Consider the following 18,483-nt stretch of genomic DNA (forward strand, 5'->3'; position numbering starts at 1 on the left):
AAATGAACGATCATTCGGCGCGCTGCATGTGGATGCGCGGCGGCACCTCCAAGGGCGGCTATTTCCTGGCGGAAGACCTGCCTGCCGATCGTGGCGTCCGCGATGCCTTTCTGCTGCGCGTGATGGGCTCGCCCGATCCACGCCAGATCGACGGACTTGGCGGAGCGGACCCCTTGACCTCCAAGGTCGCCGTGGTCGGCCGGTCGGAGCGTTGCGGCATCGATGTCGATTACCTGTTCCTGCAGGTCTTTGTCGACCAGGCAACCGTCACGGACGCGCAGAACTGCGGCAACATCCTCGCCGGCATCGGCCCGTTCGCGATCGAACGCGGATTGGTCGAAGCGACGGACGACCAGACCGAAGTACGCATCTTCATGGAAAATACCGGCCAGATTGCCGTCGCGACGGTGGAAACGCCGGGCGGGCAGGTCAACTATGCCGGCACGGCCCGTATTGACGGTGTCCCGGGCACCGCAGCCCCGGTGCCGATCGTGTTCGAGGATACCGCCGGATCAAGCTGCGGCGCCCTGCTGCCAACCGGCAATGCCGTCGATGTGGTCGAGGGTATCGAGGTCACGATGATCGACAATGGCATGCCCTGCGTGGTGATCCGCGCTGCCGATCTCGGAATCGCCGGCGACGAAGCGCCGGCGACGCTGGAGGGCAATGCGGCGCTCAGGGAAAAACTGGAAGCGATCCGCCTTGCGGCCGGCCCACTCATGAAACTCGGCGATGTCAGCAAGAAATCCGTGCCGAAGATGACGATGGTGTCGAAACCGATAGCCGGCGGCGCGATCATGACCCGTACTTTCATCCCGCACCGCTGCCATGCTGCAATCGGCGTCCTGGGGGCGGTGAGCGTTGCGACCGCATGCCTGTTGCCACAGGGCCCGGCTGCGGCCCTCGCGGTCATCCCTGACGGCGAAACGAAATCGATCTCGGTCGAGCACCCGACCGGGGAACTCACGGTGATTGCCACCATCAAAAACGGCGAGGTCCGGACGGCCGGGGTTCTGCGAACGGCGCGCAAGCTGTTTGATGGAATAATCTTTGGCTCTTGAACGTAGTCTCCTCTTTAGTTTAGCCCCGACTTTAGGCTTTGAATTTAGCCTCAGACTGGGCAACCCGCGCGGTGCCAAATACCCGCATGGCCAAGGGTGCCAGGAAGGACCCGCCGTTTTCCTCGGGAGGGTCTACAGCCCTTTGCGGAAAGGGCGGATCGCCGAAGCAACCCGCCCTCGCGCACCCTGCCCGCCGTGACGGGTTTCTGCCTTTCGGCTTATAGTTTGGTGACTACGGCAAGCGGCACGACCATCGGCGTCATGCGCCCGAACAGATCGACCTCGATGACGACATCGCCCCTGCCCGTGGTGTTGGGGGTTGTCACGGTTCCGACCTGCCCGGCGAAGATCCCGTCTTCGATCTTTACCCGGTCTCCGGCAGCGACCCGGACATCGCTCTGCCGGTCATAGTCGAAGGCGCCGTTGTCGGCTTTGCGCATCAGCGCTGCGACGGCATCGGCCGGGATGGCATAGGGCGTTTCCCAGCCGCCGAGGATGGCCGTCACATGCTCCTGCCTGAGCAATCCCCTCAGCGCCTTCGCCGTGCTGACGAAGCGGACGAGGACATAACCGGTCATCAGCACCTCGTCCTGCGGCGGCAGCAGCCTGCCGCGACGTCTGCGCCGCTTGCCCTGGCGCATCGGCACCAGAGCCTCGGCTCCGATCGCCTTCAGCGCTGCCTCGGTTGCCTGCTCGTGACCCGGATGAACCGCTGCCACATACCAGCATGCCGTCTCGCTTGCGGTGTTGGCGGCAAGCGCGCCATCTTCGTCCTGCCGGATGCGCCGGATCGTGTCGTCGCGGTGCATCCTGCGCAGACTGCGTTCGCCCAGTTCCGCTTCGAGCCTGTCCCTTGCCGCTGCCCCTGCGTCTGCCGTCATCCCAGTCGTCATCATTGCCACCATCATCGTGCTGCCGCCTCGCCCTGCCGGATCCGCTGTATTTTCCCGAAGAAACCCGTCAGTGCCGCTGCCGGCGTTCCGCCCGGCGGGAAGTAGATCCATTGCGCCCGCCCGGGATCCGGAAGCCACGGAAAGCACCGGGCGTCATGTTCGGCCTGCCAGGCGAGCCACAGATCGCTACCGACACGCACCTGTTCGAAGTCCGCACCGGCAAGCACCGTCTCCGCCGTCACCCGCACCCCCCTGCCCGGATGGTGCAGCGCCTGCTCGTGCATGGCGTTCACCGACGGCCAGCCCATCTTCTGCATCCGCTCGTGCTGGAGTGAGCTGCGGTCCTGCCGGCCTGCGGCAATCTCATGCTCCTGGAACCGCGTCAGCGGCGGCAGCTTCATGGCAGGCTCGCCAAGCCGGATGAAGCGTTCTGCCATCCACGCCTTGCCGAAGGTCGCGGCAATGGCCGGGCCGGTTGCCGGGGCTTCCATGCCGTCCGGCACATCCTGCCAGCGCTTGTCCCTCAGATAGGTGCTGGCGGCAAACTTCACCGCCCTGCCCTTCAGCGCAGCAAGGGTGAGGAAGGCCGGCAGCAGGGTGGAGGCCTTCTCCCGGTCTTCCGTGGTCATCGCCTGCCATTCGGCAAAGGCCCGTTCGTCGCTGTCATCGCCGAAGGTCGACCATTGCCGGTAGAACTTCAGGAAGGACTTTCGCACCGTCCTGCGGTCTTCGCTCTCAGTGGTCATCGCGCTCTCCCGTGGTTGGCATTGCCCGCTTTGCGGCGGCTTGCGCCATCAATGCCCTGGCGGCTGCGACCTTCTCCCGGCGGCGCTGCCGTTCTTCCGGCGAGATGGGTCTCGAAAGCCGCCGGCGCTCTTCGATGCCCTTCAGCCGTTCGCGTTCGATCCGCAGCATCTCCCGGTCATGGCGGGCGGCATCATCGATCAGGGCGGAGAGCTCGGCCGGCTTCGGCAGGAACGAGCGGAAGCGCTCATAGCGGCCAAGCCTGAGGTTTGTGAACACCCGACGCATGGCCGCGACCGGCTTGTCGCGCAGCACGCTGGCATAAAGCTCCGCGGCCATCTCCGGGTCGATGCTGTCGGGCACCGTGAAGCCGCACTGCATCAGCGAGGACAGCATCAGATCCGAGCGATGCTCGCCTGCCGGTTCAAGGGCCGCTTCGTGGGCTGCCATGCGCCGTCCAGTCCGATCTGCCGATGTCGATGATGTCTGTCTCCCGGTTACCAATGTCGTCACTGTTGCCATTGTCGTGCCTCATGCGCTTGTCGAGGGTTTCCTGCACCCGCCTGTTGTGTTCCCGGATCTGTTCGGAGCGAGATGTGCCTGAAGGCCGTGGCGGCGATCTGGCCTGCGATGGTGAGGACGCGGCCGGCCTGTCGGTCCAGCGGTCCTGGTTGAGCCATGTCGAGAGATTGCACCATGGCCGGTCGTCACGCTTGGCGACGTAGCGCCTCAGCCCGGCCATGATCGTGTCGAGGTCCGCCCGCTGCCTTGCCGACGCCCATGCCTTCAGCGCCGTCTTGCGGGCCACCTTCTGCGGGTAGAGCGGCCAGACATGGGCATCGAACTCCGCCGTCAGCCCGGTGATGTCACCACCGCGTCGACGAGCCCGGGTGCCGACTGTGCTGGCTGTGCCGGCTGTTTCGACGGCTGCCCCGCTCCCGGCGGATGACGGTCTGTCGGTCCCCGGCTCCCGTCCCGGTTCTGCTCCGAGGTCAACGTTGGGACCGGCATCGGGTTCTGCTGCAAACAGACCCGTTTCCGCCGTGGCGGGGGGATTTTTCTTTTGGGCCCCTTTAGGGGCCTTTTCTTTAAGGGGGGAATTTTCCTGTTGGGGGGGGAAGTGTCTTTTTGTGCCGCACCGTAACGCGTTACGTCACCCGTAACGCCGCGTGACGCTTCGTTACGGTCTGAGGCATCCGCAATATCGGCCTGATCTGCGGTTTCACCCGCAATATCAGGGCCTGTGCCATTTTCCTCCACGTTATGCCCCCCGTCACGCGTTACGTAACGCGTTACGTCACGCGTTACGCCTGCGTTACGCCCTGAAGCAGGTTTTGCCGCCCGTCTTGCCCGATAGCGGGCCTGCCGTCTGGCCGCAGCGGAACGACCGCCATGGCCTTCATTCGCCATGGCGTCATCCGTCGCGCCGGTCACCGGCACGAACACGGGTTCGCGCTCGGAAAGCGCCGCAGCCGTCCGTCCGATCAGATCGGCGTCGACGCCTGCCCGCACCATATCGGCTATCAGGGCGGCAACCTCACACATCAGCCGAGTTCCCGCTCGATCCGCTTGCCGATCCGGGCGATGTCGTCGGCCTTGCGCGACAGGTCCATGGCCATTTTCAGCAGCCGGTCATGCTCTTCGCAATGCGCCTTGCGGGCCGCCATGAAGCCCGAGTGCAACCGATCGAAGCCTTCCTTCTCGGCCGTATATTCGTCGAGCAGCGGATTGCTGCCTTCCGGACCGAAGAAGGCCTCGCGGACCTCGCTCACCCATGCCCGGGGCACATTCAGATCCCGGGCAAGCGTCGTATCCGTCCAGGATCCGCGATAGCCGCGATCGCCATAGACGTCGTCCAGCTTCTCGGTGATGATCCGCCGGTCCTCCCGGTCCATCGCCGGCGGCGGATCGGCCTGCGGTGCGGTCGTGGGAGCTTCGGTGGGTGCGGGAGCTGCGGCTGCCGTCGTCCTGACGGCAAGTGCCTTTGCTGTCGCCGCTGCCTTTCGCGGCTTTGCTGCTGCCATGGTCTGTCCTTTCATGCGGTTTGTGGTGTTTCGCCGGCAGGCCGGGCACCGGTCGTCGGCCGGTGTGGCGCCGACTTTCCAGCCGCCGGCGCGGAAGTGATCCGTGACGGCCTCGGGTGGCCCCTGCCGCAGCGCGGCGCTGAGGATCGCGTAGCCGCTCGCCTCGCAGCAGCCGCAGACGATCCGCAGCGCTGCGGCCATGCCGGTAGCGTGCGCGACGGTCGCGCGCTCGAAGTGGCGAACGGGTGATCGTGCTGCCGTGGTGCTCATGCGGAAGTCTCCCGCATCGCTTCCCCGGCATATCCGCCCCATTGCACGGCCATCACCATGCCGGCGTCCTCTTGATGTAGGGCCGGTACATCAGCTTCTGATGCTCCGGGCAGTAGGCGGATCCTTCTGCCACCGGTCTGCCGCAACACGGCGTGTCCGGACCGAGCCGCTCACCGCCCGGCGTCAGCACCAGCCGGCAGCGGAATTCGCCGCAGTCGATGAACGCCACGGTCGGGGCCCCGGGGAGCTGCATGTGCTGGGTGTCATAGGCCTCGACCGGGATCAGCCTGGGTTTGTCCACCGTCCCGGTCCCGGCTGCCTTTTTCCGCTTTGCCAGAAGCTTGGCCGCCTTCGTCTTTCGCTCGGCGGCTTTATCCGCTGCGGTCTTCTTTTCCCTCACGGGAAACAGCTCCGGATTGCGGCGGGCAATGCCGGCAACCACCATGCGCGACACGCCCCACGCCTCGGCAATCGCCGTCAGCGCCTTGCCATCCCGGCGCATCGCGGCCATCGCCTCTATCTCCTGACGGTCCCAGTGCTTCACAAGGCCTCTCCTTTCCGTTCGGGATGCCCGCCCGTGACTAAGGGCGGGACACCGGAGCGGAAGGATCCTCAGGTCCGTGCCGGCTTGATGCCGCCGGCTGCAAACGACTCCAGCCGCCGCCAGTCGGTCGCAGCCTCGATCGCTTCCATGCAGAGTGCGTCCAGCTCCTCCTCGATGAGGTCGCGCATCGGGATTGCCGGTGATGCATCCTCTTCGGTTGGACGTCTGGTTTCTTCCGGCTGCCATGGCCGGGGCCGGATCTCGCCGGGCATCACCCGGTGCGATGGCGCTTCGGCAAAGGGAAATGCACCTTTCATCGCTCGTTCCTCCCGGCCGGGCACCGAAAGACCGCCGCCGGCAAGCCGGAACACATTGATAGGATATTCGAGGCTGCGACATGCCGCTTGAACACTACAAACGCGGGAACAAATGGTGGGTACGTGGCCGGGCTGATGGAGACAACGAGTACATCAACCGAAGCCTCGGAACTTCTGATGAAGAAATCGCAAAAGCGAAAATCCGCGACTTCGAAAGGAAAGCGCGGCAACGCGCGATACTTGGAGACGATGCGCCGAGACCTGAAGACGAGCTAGATTTCGCCTCGGCCGTCAAGCTTTACAGAAGCAACCCCGCCTCCGACGCCTTCTTGCTGAAGGTGATCCCGTTCATCGGCCATCTGAAGGTCAAGGATATCAAGCCGAAACTCGTCCGGTATTTAGGTGTCAGGATCTACCCCGGAGCGGCGACAGACACATGGCGCCGGCAGGTGGTTACGCCGATCTGTGCCGTCATCAACAATGCGCACGAGCTTGGGAAGTGTCAGCCCATCCGCGTCCGCGCCTATACCGCCCAGGAGCGCATAGAGCAGGACAAAAGGCGGGGGAAAGTCTCGCGACAGGCCAAGACGCCAGGCTCATGGGAGTGGCTCTCTGCGTTCCGCTCTGAGGCAAACCCGTATCTGTCCGCCATGGCGCTGTTCATGTTCACTACCGGCGCGCGGATCGGCCAAGCGGTAGAGATCACGCCGGATCATCTGGATCTGCAAAGCCATCGCCTGATCATGCCGCCGGCTAAAGGACATCAAGCGCAATGGGTGGAAATCATGGCAGAACTTGTTGCGGAACTGGCGAACTTGCCGCCGCGCAACGGCAAGGTCTTTGGCTATGCCTCGCGGCACGGAGTCTATGAGGTTTGGAAAAAGGCGTGCGCAAGGGCGGGGATAGAATATATCCCTCCGCACGCTGCCGGGCGGCATGGCTTTGGAACGGAATTGACCGTTCGCCAAGGCATCGACCCGGTGACGGCCGCGAAACATGGCCGCTGGTCAAGCCCAAGGATATTGCTCGACACCTATGCTCACGCGGAAGATAGTTCTGCATCCATTCACGATGCGTTCCGACGCGGGAAAATGGGAAAATCTGCAAAACCTGAACAGGGTGTCTCGAACTGCACCGCCAAGCAAATGAAAAATAAACGGAAATCCGGAGGTGAATAACCCCTTAGCAGGGGAGCGCCTTCGACCATTCGGCCACCTCTCCGGTCCGACCCTGATAGGCGTTTTTCGCACGGCGATCAAGACGCCCGGCGTTTTTCCGTCGAAAAAAGCTGACGCTGTTTCCAGGGCGTTGAAATGCGGCTTAAAGGGCCTCAGCCACCTTGCCGCACGGCGCCGCCGGCGACCTGAACCGCGCGACTGCCGGCGCCGATCGCCGCGGCAAGAGCGGCGGTCAGGTCCGCGCCGGACAACCATTCGTCGACGAAGCCTGCGTTGAAGGCATCGCCCGCGCCGGTGGTATCGACAACCGGAACGCGTTCGGCCGGTTGGTGAAGCGCCCGCCCGGGCGTGGCGGCGTATGCGCCCTCGCCTCCAGCCTTGATCACGACCTGCGGAAAATGGGATTTCAAGGTTTCGAGCATGGCCTCCGGCTCGCGCTTCCCGGTGATTTCGCGGGCCTCTTCGAGGTTCGGCAGGAACAGGTCGACGCCGTGACATCTGGAAAGAAGGGCCTCGTCACCGATCAGAGCGTCGTCCCAGCTCGGATCGAGCGAGACCGAGAGCCCGGCGGCCTTGGCGCGGGTGACGAGATCGGGCATTTCGGCGAGCGTCGCATATTCGGCGATATGCAGATGGCGGGCCCGTGGCCAGGCGAGCGCTGCATCGAGCGTCGATGGCTCGGCCCTGCCTGCCCTGCGCGTCAGGAATGCGCGCTCCGCGCCGACCACCGAGGCGACGGTGATCTGCGGTCCGGCATCGTCGGCGTACTCCATGAAAGAGAGGTCGACGCCACTGTCTTCGAGCTGACCCTCGATCGCCATCGACATCGCATCATTGCCAAGCCGTCCGACCAGCGCTGCATGGCGGCCGACATCGGCGAAATGCGCCGCCGAAATGAAGGCCCCGCCGCCGGCGGCAATCGTCAGGCCGTCGGCGAAGACCTCGCGGCCGAGCACCGGCATGCGCGAAAGCCCGGTGAAGATCAGGTCGCAGTAAATCCGGCCGACGCAGAGGACGGCCGATCTTTCATCATGTCCGGCTGTCATCGGCGGCCCAGGCTCTTTTCGGTCCCGGCGTCGAACAGATAGAGTTTTCCCGGCATGACCGCGCAGACGACCGATGAGCCGACCGCCGGCGACACCGTGCCCGGCGAGGTCGCAATCACGCTCTCGCCGCCGACGATGAGATGGACCATGGTTTCCGGCCCGAGCGGCTCGACCGCCTCGACCTTGCCTTCGAGCGTCAGGATCGCGTCCAGCGGCGCTTCGCCATCGACGACGGCGACCAGATCATGCGGGCGGATGCCGACAAGGACGTCGCGGCCATCGGCAATGCCGTGACCGGCCTCACCGAGGTTTCCCGCCGGCAGCATGTTCATCGACGGCGAGCCGATGAACCGGGCGGTGAAGACGTCTGTCGGATGCTCGTAGAGGTCCACCGGCGTGCCGGTCTGCAGGATATTGCCGTCCTTCATCACCACGATCCGGTCGGCCATGGTCATGGCTTCGATCTGGTCGTGGGTGACGTAGACGGTCGTGGTCTTCAGTTCCTGGTGCAGTTTCTTGATCTCGATGCGCATCTGGGCGCGAAGCTGGGCATCGAGATTGGACAGCGGCTCATCGAACAGGAAGGCCGATGGATTGCGCACCATGGCGCGGCCGATCGCGACGCGCTGGCGCTGGCCGCCAGAGAGTGCTGCCGGGCGGCGGTCGAGATAATCGGTCAGGCCGAGAATGCGGGCCGCCTCGTCGATGCGGGTATTCTTCTCGTCCTTGGAAAGCTTCGCCGTGTAGAGCCCGAAGCCGATGTTCTGGCGCACTGTCAGATGCGGATAGATCGCGTAGTTCTGGAACACCATCGCGATGTTGCGGGCTTTTGGCGCGCGTTCGTTGACGACGTCGCCGCCGATCCGAAGCGTGCCGCCGGAGATATCCTCCAGACCAGCGATCATCCGGAGCGTGGTCGACTTGCCGCAGCCGGACGGGCCGACGAACACCACGAACTCGCCATCGGCGATTTCGAGATCGATGCCGTGAACCGCCTCGACCTTGTCGTAGCGCTTCACCAGTTTTTCCAGTGCGATTGAAGCCATTATGCTTTTCCCCTCAACCGTTCGAAACGGGCGCCGAGTTCCGCGCCGGCGCTGCCAAGACGGGCGGCCTGCTCATCGGTTTGTTGCTGATATTTTTTGAGCGTGTCGCGGTAGCCGGCAATGGCGCGGCCGAGCGGTTCTTCCGCCGGACCGCCGAAACGGGAGCGCACGCTGACAAAATACTCCGGCGAGACGATCTCGCGGAAGGCGGCCTCGTCAAACGCGGTCTCGCGCCCGGCATGGGCGGAAAACGCCTTGCGGAACGGCGCGTAGCCATCGCTTGCAAGCGCGCCGGAGGCGGCAACGACCGCACAGGCGACATCGGCGGCGATCTCGTGGGCCTGGCGGAACGAGAGGTCCTCGCGCCGCACCAGCGAATCCGCAAGCTCGGTGATGGTGATGCAGGAACGGTCGAGATTGGTCGCCACCCGCTCGCCGTTGACCTTGACGGCGGAAATCATGCTCGCCATCAGGTCGAGCACACGAAAACCGGTCTCGAAGGCCTGGTAGCCCATCGCCTGGGTCTCGCCCTCGCTGTCGTTCATGTCGGTGAACGGCGTGTTGTGCATCACGGTCAGCACGGTCTGCGCCCGGCCGACGGTCTGGCTCGCCAGATGCCGCATGTGCTCGATCGGCACCGGGTTGCGCTTCTGCGGCATGATCGAGGAGATCTGCACCAGCGCGTTGGGCACGTAGAGCTGGCCGACCTCGAAACTGGTCCAGAACTGGAAGTCCTGGATCAGACGGCCGAGATGGAGGAACATCAGTTCGAGCGCCGAATAGGCGCCGGTGATGTAGTCGACGGCGGCGATGCAGCTGTAGGAGTTCTGCAGCGGCGCTTCGAAGCCAAGCAACTCCGCCATGAGATGCCTGTCGATCGGAAAGCCGGACGTGGTGATCGCGGCAGCGCCCATCGGTGACAGGTCGACCGTCTTGCGGGCGGCAAACAGCCGCTCGATGTCGCGGGCGAGAACCTCGATCGCGGCGGCGAGATAGTGGCCGAACGTGGTTGGCTGGGCGGGCTGGCCGTGGGTATAGGCGACGATCAGCGTCGCCTTCTCGCGCTCCGCCGTGTCGATCATTGCCGAGAGCAGGCCAAGCGCCTTGCGAAGCGCGACATCGATGTAGCGGCGCAGGCCGAGCTTGAACAGCGTGTGGTCGATGTCGTTGCGCGAGCGGGCGGTATGCAGCCGGCCGCCGAGATCGGGGCCGAGCCGGGCCTTCAGTTCCTTCTCGATCAGAAAGAAGAAGTCCTCGACCTCGCCGGTATATTCAAGCGCCGCCGGATCGACCTCGGCGTCGATGGCGACAAGCGCCTCGGCGATCCGGCCGGCCTGTTCGGCGCTCAGAATGCCGGTCTCGGCCAGCATGACGAGGTGGGCGCGGTCGATCGCGCGGAAGCCATCGACGAAATGCGTTTTTGCGCCGTCGAACAAGGGCTTGAGTACGGTTTCCTTGTAAACCGGATCAGGAAAACGGCTGGTATCGCCGGTGGCGGGATTGGTGTGTTTCATTGGTTTATCCCTTGACGCCGGCGAGCATGACCCCGCGCACGATATAGCGCTGGAAGATCAGGAACACGAGCAGCGTCGGTATGGTGGCAAGTGCGGCCCCGGTCATGATCATCTCCCACTCGATCTGCGCTTCGACCGCGAAGGACGAGAGGCCGACGGGCAGCGTATAGAGCTCGCTGGAGGTGGTGACGATCAGCGGCCAGAAGAACGCCGTCCAGTTTCCGAGGAAGGTGAAGATCGCGAGCGCCGAAAGCGCGGGCGCGACCAGCGGCATCGCGATCCGCCACCAGATGACGAACTCGTTCATGCCGTCGATGCGGGCGGCCTCCATGAAATCGTCCGGCACGCCCTCGAAGAACTGGCGCATCAGGAAGGTGCCGAAACCGGTCATCATGCCGGGGAACATGATCCCCCAATAGCTGTCGTGCCAGCCGAAATTGGCCGACATCAGATACCACGGGATCACCAGCATCTCGGTCGGGATCATCAGGGTCGAGAGGATCGCGAGGAAGATGAAGCGGCGGCCCCGAAAGCGGAATTTCGCGAGCGTGTAGCCGACCAGACTGTCGAAGAACACGTTCGAGCAGGTGACGATGGTGGCGATCAGAAGCGAGTTGACGAACCAGCGGGCGAAGCCGGACGAGGTCAGCACCTCGATATAATTGGCAAGCGTCGGGTCCTGCGGGATCAGCCGCAGGTCGTAGACCTGGCTCGACGGCTTCAGCGAGGTCGCGAACATGAACAGGATCGGCGTGATCATCACGATGCCGCCGATCAGCAGCAGCGTCCACATCAGCACATAGCCGGGGCGAACCTTGGGACGGTAGCGGGAGACAGCCGCCTCGCGGGTGATATCGGTCATGACTTGTCCCTCAGGATCCAGAGCTGCAGCAGCGAGATGACCAGCAGGATGAGGAAGAGAACCACGGTCTGCGCGGCGGCGTAGCCCATCTGGTAGGATGAGAAGGCCGACTGATAGATCATCAGCACCAGCGGCTTGGTGGAGCCGAGCGGGCCGCCGGGATCATTGGTGGTCATGTTGTAGACCTGATCGAAGATCCTGAGGAACCCGATCGAGGACAGCACCACGAGAAACACGGTGGTCGGTTTCAGCAGCGGCAGCGTGATCCTGCGCAGGATCGCCCATTCGCCGAGCCCGTCGATGCGCGCGGCCTCGTAGAAGGTGGTGGGAATGGCGCGGAGCCCCGCCATGAAGATGATGACCTGGAAGCCGAGCCCGGCCCAGATCGCCGTCACCATGATCGAGGGCAGCGCCTGCGTGGTCGAGCGCAGAAAGGGCTGCTGCTGGAGGCCGAACTGGGCGAGAAGGTCGTTGATGACTCCGATGGGCGCGGGCTGGTAGAACCAGCGCCAGACCCAGGCCATCGCCGCAGCCGTCGTCAGGAACGGCAGAAAATAGAGCGCGCGGATGAACCCGTGGCCGAAGCGCACCCGATCAAGAAAGAAGGCGATGGTGAACGACAGCACCAGCGAGATCGGCGTGCCGAAGATTAGATAGGCAAAGGTGTTCTTGAACACCTGCCAGAACGCCGGATCGGCGAACATCTTCCGGTAGTTTTCAAGACCGATGAATTTCGGCGGTTTCATCAGGTTCCAGTCCGTCAGCGACAGCCGGAAGGCGTCGAGCGTCGGATAGAACCGGATGACGCTGTAAAACAGCACCGGCAGGGCCAGAAAGGTCCAGATCCAGATGAGCCGCTTGGTGTGCATTGAAAAACGGTCGGAAAAGCCGCCGCCTTCGGGGCGGCCATGGGGGCGGCTCGCGGCCGCCCCTTTGGTTGCTTCAGCCTGAACGGGCATTTTGCCGCCTCACATCGCTTCGTCGATGATCTTCTGTTCCTGCGCGGCCGCTTCCTTGATGCTGTCGGCAGGCGACTGGCCATTCAGAAGCACCCGGTTCGCCATGTCGATGGCGACCTGACGCTGGGCGGATTCGTCAACGAACAGCGTGGTATGGGCGTATGCCAGCCCCTTCAGGAACGGGCCGTAGATCGGGTTCGAAACGTTCTTGTCCGTCAGCGCCACCTCGCGGCGAGCCGGCAGTTCGCCAACGACGTCGAGCCAGACTTCCATGGCTTCCGGCGAGGTCAGATAGGCCAGGAACTTCTCCGAGGCTTCAAGCTCCTCGCCTTCCACCTTGGCGCCGATGCCGTTGGCGAAATAGCTCGAATAGTTGGAGCGCATGCCGTCGGCATTGGCCGGCAACTCGGTCACGCCCCATTCAAAATCCTCGATCTGGCCGAACGAGCCGAGACGGAAGGTGCCATCGATGGTCATGCCGGCGCGGCCGCCCTTGAAGGCTGCCTGGGCTTCATCCATGAAGCCCGCCTGGCCGACCTTTTCCTTGAGCTGGAGATCGGTGTAGAAGGCCAGCGCCTCGGTGCCTTCCGGGCTGTCATAGGTGACCTTGCGGTAGTCGTCGGTATAGGGAACGCCGCCATACTGGCGCACCAGCACTTCGCGCCACCACTGGTGGTCCTGGCCGGCCATGTCGAGCGTCATGCCCTCGACGGTAATGTTGCCGGCACCGTCATGCTTGGCGATCGCCTTGGCGGCCGCGACCATGTCATCGAGCGTCTGCGGCGGGCTGTTGGGGTCGAGACCGTTCTCCTCGAACAGTTTCTTGTTGTAGAACAGCGCCAGCGAGCGCACGGCGGTCGGCAGGCCGTAATATTCGCCGTCGCGCTTCATCGCGGTCACGATCGGGAAGAACTCGCTCTCGATCTTGTCCTGCGGGAAGGCGTCCTGCGACAGCGGCTGCAGCAGATTGCCGGCCACGAACTTGTCGAGCCAGCCATAGAACAGTTGCATCACGTCCGGACCCTTGCCGGCCATGTTGGCGGCGACAATTCGGGTCTGGTAATCGGCGTAGGGGAAGGTCACCTGCTTGACGGTGATATCCGGATTGGCCGCCTCGAACTTCTCGATCAGCTGGTCCATCGCGTTGACGCGGGTCTCGTAGATATACTGCCAGTACTCGATCTCGACCGCATTGGCGGAGCTGACTGAAAGCATGCTGACGCCGGACACCAGTCCGGCCAATAAAAGTAGCCTGGGCATAAATCTCTCCACTTCCCAAAACGGCCGCCACGGCCCTCAGGGCTTTTGTTCCCGAAAAGCCGTCATCCCTCTCGGTGGCGGCCAGTGTTCATTCTTGCCGGGGCCCGCTGTTACGGTGCCCAGGGAGCGCCGCATCCCGGCGCCTCGTCATTACGGTTGCGTGACATCGGGGATTTGTCAATAACATAATCTAATTGAATTAATATATTGACGTTAGAAAAGTCCCGCATCAGACTGAAGGCCTTCAGAAAGCGGAATGAAATGAACGAAAAGACGCGCGGGCAGTTCGCCATCGGCAACAATCCGGAACGCAACAGGGAACACAATCGCCGGGTCGTGCTGGATATCGTGCGCCAGCACGGCATGCTCGGCCGCATGGAGATCGCGCGCCAGACGCAGCTCACCGCGCAAGCCGTCGCCAACATCGTCGACGATCTTGTGGGCTCCGGCCTGCTGATCAGCACAGGACGCCGCCGTTCCGGCCGCGGCCAGCCGCCGATCCAGTTCGCCGTCAACCCGGAAGGCGCCGCCACGATCGGCGTCGAGATCGCCACCGACCAGATGGTCGTCACCGTGCTCGATCTGACCGGCGTGCTGCGATACAAGCGCATCATTCCGCTCGCCGACACCCGCCCGGAGCGCTGCCTCCCGGTGTTCAGCCTGGAAGTGGAGCGCGCGCGAAAATCGTTCGATTCGCCGCTGCTCGGCGTCGGCGTGGTAATGCCCGGTCCGTTCGGCATCGAGGGCATGAGCTTCGTCGGCCCGACCACGCTCCCCGGCTGGAGCGGCATCGACGTCAAGGCCGCGCTGACGGAGGCCTGCGGCATCGAGGTTGCGCTCGAAAACGACGCGGCCGCCGCCGCCGTTGCCGAACGGCTGTTCGGCGCGGGCCACGCGATATCGCATTTCTGCATGCTCTATTTCGGCACCGGCATCGGCCTCGGCATGATCCATGACGGCGCGCCCTATCGGGGCGCCTTCGGCAATGCCGGCGAGATCGGCCATGTGCCGGTGGTCCCGTCCGGACGGCTCTGCCCCTGCGGCCAGCACGGCTGCCTGGAGCGCTACGCCTCCCTGCACGCGCTCCATGAAAAATTCGTTCAAAGCGGCAGAGAACGCCCTCAGATATCTGAAATAGAAGAACTTTTCGAATCCGGAGACACAGTGGTTCAGGCGTGGATCGAGGAAGCTGCCTCCCACCTGTCGACCGTCATCGGCCTGCTTGAAAACATCTTCGACCCGGAAACCATCATCTTCAGCGGCGCGTTTTCCGACAGCGTCATGGACGCGGTGATCGCCCGCCTGCCGCCGCTGCCGCCATCCGTCGCCGCCCGCACCGGGCGCACCCAGCCGCGGGTGATGCGCGGCCAGACCGGGCAGTATACGGCGGCCCTCGGCGCTGCCGCCCTGCCGCTCTTCGAAATCCTGACACCGAAACTCGAAACATCGCCGCCCGACCAGCAGGTGGCCTGAAACAACCACGGGGAACAGCATGCTCACGCCGCGCCAGCGCATCGAACAGGAAATGGCTTCGTCTTCTCACGTCCGGCTCTACCGGGCGCTCACCCGGCTGACCTCGCCGGTGACGCTGATGAACACCGGCGCCCATCCCGACGACGAACAATCCGGCATGCTCGCCTGGTTCAGCCTCGGCCTCGGCATGCGCGTCATCATCGCCTGCTCGACCCGCGGCGAAGGCGGGCAGAACGTGCTCGGGCCGGAGCGGCTCGGCGCGCTCGGCGTGATGCGCACCCGCGAACTGGAAGAGGCCGCCCGCGCGCTCGATGCCGACATCCACTGGCTCGGCCACGGGCCGGACGATCCGGTCCATGATTTCGGCTTCTCCAAGGATGGCGACGCCACCTTCGCCCGCTGGGGCGAGGAGCGCACGATCGAACGGCTGGTGCGCGCCTACCGCACCGAGCGGCCCGACATCGTCATCCCGACCTTCCTCGACGTCCCCGGCCAGCACGGCCACCACCGCGCCATGACCCGCGCCGCCGAAACGGCGCTGCGCCTTGCAGCCAACGACACCGCCTATCCGGAGCATTTCGCCGAGGGCCTGAAGCCCTGGAAGGTCGCCAAATACTACCTCCCCGCATGGTCGGGCGGCGGCGGCACCTATGACGACGACCTGCCCCCGCCCCCCGCGACGCTCACCATCGATGTCCGGAAGACCGACCCCGTGACCGGGGCCGACTACGACCGCATCGGCGAGTGGTCGCGCTATTACCACGCCTCGCAGGGCATGGGCTGGTGGCCGGAGCGCCCGGACCATGTCTGGCAGCTTCACCTGCTCAGCGGCGACAGGGCCGGCCTGCCCGAAGCGACGATCCTCGACGGCCTGCCCTCCTCGCTTGCAGCCCTCGCCGAGACAGGCCCGCTGCACGATGCGCTCGCCGCCGCCGACGCCGCTTTTGCCGCCGCGATCGCCGCCTTCCCGAACGCCGCAGCCGTGCAGAAATGCCTTGCCGAGGCCGCAAGCCGGCTCGAGGCTGCGCAAGCCGAGGCCGACGACGCGTTCATGCGCCTCCATGGCCATCGCCTCACACGCAAGCGCGCCGAGATCGACGCGGCGCTGTTCGAGAGCGCCCGCATCTTCGAGCGCGCCTATGGCGAGGCTGAATATATGACGCCGGGCGGCACCGCCGCGCTGACCGTGGTCCTCGGCGAAGGCATGTCCGCCACCGTTGCGCCGAACCTGCCGGAGGGCGTCCGCGTCACTGAGGCCAGCGAGACCGCCGGCATCCATCGCTTCACGCTTGCCGCCGATACCGGCGCACCGCTCTCCAACCAGTACCCGCCGCTGTGGTCCTCGCTCGGCGGCAATGGCCCGGTTTCGGTGACGCTGTCGGCTGAAATCGCCGGACGCAAGGTGACGCGCAGCTTCGATCTCGAAACCGCGCTTCCGCTTGCGCCCGCGCATTCCGTCATGCTGAAGCCAAACGCATTTATCGTTCCGCTTCAAAAGGTTCCGCCGGAACTCTCCTTCACCGCGGACACCGACCTGCCACTTCACTTTAAGACGGTTAACGGCTTCGAGGTCACCGGCGAAGGCGAAAGCTTCAAGGTTAAAATACCTGCCAGTCCGGCTCCCGGCCTTACCATCCTGACGCCGGAAATCGAGGGCCAGCCGGCGGCTAATATCACAAGCTTCAGCTACCCGCATATCGGCCGCAACCGCTTTGTCCGGCCGGAGGTGCTGAGCGTGCTGGCGCTCGACCTGACGCTGCCCGAGGGCGCGCGGGTCGGCTATGTCGGCGGCGGCGCGGACAATGTCGGCACCTGGCTGCAGCGCATGGGCCTCGACGTCACCGAGCTCGATGCCAACGCCCTTTCCGGCGACCTTTCGGGTTTCACCACCATCGTCATCGGCATCTTCGCCTTCGGCACACGGACGGATCTTGCGGCGGCCACGAAGAAGCTCCATCGCTTCGTCGAGGATGGCGGCCACCTCGTCACGCTCTACCATCGCCCCTCCGATGGCTGGAACCCTGAGACGACCCCGCCGCGCTACCTGAAGATCGGCACGCCGTCGCTGCGCTGGCGGGTGACCAACCCGGCCGCCGATGTCGACGTGCTGGCGCCCGGCCACACGCTTCTCGCCGGTCCGAACGTGATCGGGCCGGAAGACTGGGCCGGCTGGCACAAGGAACGCGGGCTCTATTTCTCGGCCGAATGGGACGAGGCCTACGAGCCGCTGCTCGCCATGCACGATGCCGACGAGAAGCCGCTTCTCGGCGCCCTCGTCTCCGCTGCCATCGGCAAGGGCCGGCATACTCATACGAGCCTCGTGCTCCACCACCAGATGGACCGCCTCACCCCCGGCGCTTTCCGGCTGATGGCGAACCTCGTTCAACCGGCATGATTCCGTGAGCGCCGACGCCCCGGCAACGAAGCCCGAGGAGAAGAACGCGACGGGCCAGGGTGTCGTCTGGCTCTTCGCCGACATGACGCTGGTGACCTTCATGAGCGCACTGGTGAAGGCCAACAGCGTTGCCTATCCGGCGATCCAGCTCGTGTTCATCCGCGCGCTGATCGGCCTTGTCTTCATCCTGCCGATGATTGTCCGCCATCGCGGCGAACTCGCGGACATGCGCTATCCGCTGCGCAATGCCTTCCGCGTGACCTGCAACGCGATCGCGCTGACCTCGAACTTCCTCGCCTTCGCCATGCTGCCGCTGGTTCTGGTGAACGCGCTCGGCTTCACCCGGCCGCTGGTGACCATGGGGCTGGCGGCGCTTCTTCTCGGCGAAAGGGTCAGCCGCCTCCGATGGCTGGGTGCAGCCCTTGCCTTCGGCGGTGCGCTGATCATCGTCTCGCCCGGTGAAATGGCGTTTCATCCCGGCCTGCTGGTGGTCGTCGCCAGTATCTTCTTCGGCGCCATGGCGACGATCCAGACGCGACGGCTGAAGGATGAAAGTACGATCGTGATGATGGCGTTCTACACGGTCGGCCTTGCACTGCTGACCGGCATTCCGGCCGTGATCATGTGGCAGCCGGTCCCGCTTGCCCACTGGCCGGTGCTCGCCCTGATCGGGCTTCTGGCGCAGGCAGGGCAATATTGCTGGCTGAAGGCCTATCAGAAGAGCGATGCGAGCGTGCTCGCCCCGTTCGGCTATCTCTCGGTGTTCTTCTCCGCCGCCGCCGGTTTCTTTTTCTTCGCCGAAGTCCCGCCGCCGCGCATCTTCATCGGCGTGGCGGTGATCCTCATCGCCTTGCAGGGAACCCGGCTCATCGAGGCGAGACGGCGGCGATAATCGGC

Annotated in this window: 18 protein-coding genes; 5 read left to right on the forward strand and 13 right to left on the reverse strand. The window is 64.4% G+C overall.

The features are described 5' to 3' along the window. The first annotated feature begins 2 nt into the window (after positions 1-2). Positions 3-1,061 carry a 4-oxalomesaconate tautomerase gene (locus HQ843_RS20555; protein WP_180901443.1) on the forward strand — a complete coding sequence of 353 codons (1,059 nt, stop codon included), beginning with the start codon at positions 3-5 and terminating at the stop codon, positions 1,059-1,061. 218 nt (positions 1,062-1,279) lie between these two features. Here HQ843_RS20555 and nusG read toward each other — a convergent pair whose 3' ends face one another. The 7 genes from nusG to HQ843_RS20590 all read right to left on the reverse strand — a co-directional run bounded on the left by nusG (position 1,280) and on the right by HQ843_RS20590 (position 5,853). Then, entirely contained in the window at positions 1,280-1,957 is a 678-nt protein-coding gene (gene nusG, locus HQ843_RS20560) for a transcription termination/antitermination protein NusG (RefSeq protein ID WP_180901442.1), read from the reverse strand. Positions 1,958-1,965: 8 nt separating this feature from the next. Further along, positions 1,966-2,700, reverse strand: a complete 735-nt coding sequence (locus tag HQ843_RS20565) for a hypothetical protein (protein WP_180897424.1) — start codon at positions 2,698-2,700, stop codon at positions 1,966-1,968. Continuing rightward, complete coding sequence (locus HQ843_RS20570) at positions 2,690-3,148, reverse strand: hypothetical protein (protein WP_180897425.1); 459 nt, start codon at positions 3,146-3,148, stop codon at positions 2,690-2,692. Before HQ843_RS20570 ends, HQ843_RS20565 begins: the two co-directional genes overlap by 11 nt. After that, positions 3,123-3,506: a hypothetical protein gene (locus tag HQ843_RS20575; protein WP_180901441.1), complete on the reverse strand. Its 384-nt coding sequence runs from the start codon at positions 3,504-3,506 to the stop codon at positions 3,123-3,125. Before HQ843_RS20575 ends, HQ843_RS20570 begins: the two co-directional genes overlap by 26 nt. 736 nt (positions 3,507-4,242) lie before the next feature. Then, a complete protein-coding gene (locus tag HQ843_RS20580) occupies positions 4,243-4,992 on the reverse strand; it encodes a hypothetical protein (protein ID WP_180901440.1) in 750 nt (249 codons plus the stop codon). A 52-nt stretch (positions 4,993-5,044) separates the two neighbouring features. Beyond that, a complete protein-coding gene (locus HQ843_RS20585; RefSeq protein WP_180901439.1) occupies positions 5,045-5,536 on the reverse strand; it encodes a GcrA family cell cycle regulator in 492 nt (163 codons plus the stop codon). A gap of 68 nt (positions 5,537-5,604) precedes the next feature. Continuing rightward, positions 5,605-5,853: a hypothetical protein gene (locus HQ843_RS20590; RefSeq protein WP_180901438.1), complete on the reverse strand. Its 249-nt coding sequence runs from the start codon at positions 5,851-5,853 to the stop codon at positions 5,605-5,607. An 80-nt stretch (positions 5,854-5,933) separates the two neighbouring features. Here HQ843_RS20590 and HQ843_RS20595 point away from each other — a divergent pair, with 80 nt between their 5' ends. Continuing rightward, positions 5,934-7,031, forward strand: a complete 1,098-nt coding sequence (locus HQ843_RS20595) for a tyrosine-type recombinase/integrase (protein ID WP_180901437.1) — start codon at positions 5,934-5,936, stop codon at positions 7,029-7,031. Positions 7,032-7,183: 152 nt separating this feature from the next. On the opposite strand, the gene HQ843_RS20600 is transcribed toward HQ843_RS20595, so the two are convergent. From HQ843_RS20600 to HQ843_RS20625, 6 genes are read right to left on the reverse strand one after another with little or no spacing between them, the layout of a single operon-like run. Continuing rightward, the gene (locus HQ843_RS20600) at positions 7,184-8,077 is read right to left on the reverse strand and encodes a carbohydrate kinase family protein (protein ID WP_180901436.1); all 894 of its coding nucleotides are present in this window, start codon (positions 8,075-8,077) and stop codon (positions 7,184-7,186) included. Then, positions 8,074-9,123 (reverse strand): ABC transporter ATP-binding protein, encoded by a 1,050-nt coding sequence (locus HQ843_RS20605; protein WP_180901435.1) that lies wholly within the window; start codon positions 9,121-9,123, stop codon positions 8,074-8,076. Before HQ843_RS20605 ends, HQ843_RS20600 begins: the two co-directional genes overlap by 4 nt. After that, on the reverse strand, positions 9,123-10,637 hold the full coding sequence (gene argH / locus HQ843_RS20610) for an argininosuccinate lyase (RefSeq protein ID WP_180901434.1): 1,515 nt from the start codon (positions 10,635-10,637) through the stop codon (positions 9,123-9,125). The genes HQ843_RS20605 and argH overlap by 1 nt, the downstream gene beginning before the upstream one ends. Before the next feature lie 4 nt (positions 10,638-10,641). Next, positions 10,642-11,499 carry a carbohydrate ABC transporter permease gene (locus HQ843_RS20615; RefSeq protein ID WP_180901433.1) on the reverse strand — a complete coding sequence of 286 codons (858 nt, stop codon included), beginning with the start codon at positions 11,497-11,499 and terminating at the stop codon, positions 10,642-10,644. Continuing rightward, positions 11,496-12,458 (reverse strand): carbohydrate ABC transporter permease, encoded by a 963-nt coding sequence (locus HQ843_RS20620; protein ID WP_180901432.1) that lies wholly within the window; start codon positions 12,456-12,458, stop codon positions 11,496-11,498. Before HQ843_RS20620 ends, HQ843_RS20615 begins: the two co-directional genes overlap by 4 nt. A 9-nt stretch (positions 12,459-12,467) precedes the next feature. After that, positions 12,468-13,718, reverse strand: coding sequence for an extracellular solute-binding protein (locus tag HQ843_RS20625; protein WP_180901431.1), 1,251 nt, complete (start codon positions 13,716-13,718; stop codon positions 12,468-12,470). A gap of 261 nt (positions 13,719-13,979) precedes the next feature. Between HQ843_RS20625 and HQ843_RS20630 the strand changes: the two genes are divergently transcribed. The 3 genes from HQ843_RS20630 to HQ843_RS20640 are packed head-to-tail and all read left to right on the forward strand — an operon-like array spanning position 13,980 to position 18,478. Further along, positions 13,980-15,191 carry an ROK family transcriptional regulator gene (locus HQ843_RS20630; protein ID WP_180901430.1) on the forward strand — a complete coding sequence of 404 codons (1,212 nt, stop codon included), beginning with the start codon at positions 13,980-13,982 and terminating at the stop codon, positions 15,189-15,191. 19 nt (positions 15,192-15,210) lie between these two features. Beyond that, complete coding sequence (locus tag HQ843_RS20635) at positions 15,211-17,586, forward strand: PIG-L family deacetylase (protein ID WP_180901429.1); 2,376 nt, start codon at positions 15,211-15,213, stop codon at positions 17,584-17,586. A gap of 4 nt (positions 17,587-17,590) precedes the next feature. Continuing rightward, positions 17,591-18,478, forward strand: coding sequence for a DMT family transporter (locus tag HQ843_RS20640; protein ID WP_180901428.1), 888 nt, complete (start codon positions 17,591-17,593; stop codon positions 18,476-18,478). Positions 18,479-18,483: the final 5 nt, after the last annotated feature.

The sequence above is a fragment of the Martelella sp. NC20 genome (assembly GCF_013459645.1).
In the GTDB taxonomy this organism is placed as follows: Bacteria; Pseudomonadota; Alphaproteobacteria; order Rhizobiales; family Rhizobiaceae; genus Martelella.

Coding starts and splice junctions, on each gene's coding strand:
- HQ843_RS20605 (WP_180901435.1), bottom strand. CDS start 9,123: ATGGCTTCAATCGCACTGGAAAAACTGGTGAAGCGCTACGACAAGGTC.
- HQ843_RS20600 (WP_180901436.1), bottom strand. CDS start 8,077: ATGACAGCCGGACATGATGAAAGATCGGCCGTCCTCTGCGTCGGCCGG.
- HQ843_RS20620 (WP_180901432.1), bottom strand. CDS start 12,458: ATGCCCGTTCAGGCTGAAGCAACCAAAGGGGCGGCCGCGAGCCGCCCC.
- HQ843_RS20635 (WP_180901429.1), top strand. CDS start 15,211: ATGCTCACGCCGCGCCAGCGCATCGAACAGGAAATGGCTTCGTCTTCT.
- HQ843_RS20590 (WP_180901438.1), bottom strand. CDS start 5,853: ATGAAAGGTGCATTTCCCTTTGCCGAAGCGCCATCGCACCGGGTGATG.
- HQ843_RS20570 (WP_180897425.1), bottom strand. CDS start 3,148: ATGGCAGCCCACGAAGCGGCCCTTGAACCGGCAGGCGAGCATCGCTCG.
- HQ843_RS20580 (WP_180901440.1), bottom strand. CDS start 4,992: ATGAGCACCACGGCAGCACGATCACCCGTTCGCCACTTCGAGCGCGCG.
- HQ843_RS20630 (WP_180901430.1), top strand. CDS start 13,980: ATGAACGAAAAGACGCGCGGGCAGTTCGCCATCGGCAACAATCCGGAA.
- HQ843_RS20625 (WP_180901431.1), bottom strand. CDS start 13,718: ATGCCCAGGCTACTTTTATTGGCCGGACTGGTGTCCGGCGTCAGCATG.
- HQ843_RS20595 (WP_180901437.1), top strand. CDS start 5,934: ATGCCGCTTGAACACTACAAACGCGGGAACAAATGGTGGGTACGTGGC.
- HQ843_RS20555 (WP_180901443.1), top strand. CDS start 3: ATGAACGATCATTCGGCGCGCTGCATGTGGATGCGCGGCGGCACCTCC.
- nusG (WP_180901442.1), bottom strand. CDS start 1,957: ATGATGACGACTGGGATGACGGCAGACGCAGGGGCAGCGGCAAGGGAC.
- HQ843_RS20565 (WP_180897424.1), bottom strand. CDS start 2,700: ATGACCACTGAGAGCGAAGACCGCAGGACGGTGCGAAAGTCCTTCCTG.
- HQ843_RS20615 (WP_180901433.1), bottom strand. CDS start 11,499: ATGACCGATATCACCCGCGAGGCGGCTGTCTCCCGCTACCGTCCCAAG.
- argH (WP_180901434.1), bottom strand. CDS start 10,637: ATGAAACACACCAATCCCGCCACCGGCGATACCAGCCGTTTTCCTGAT.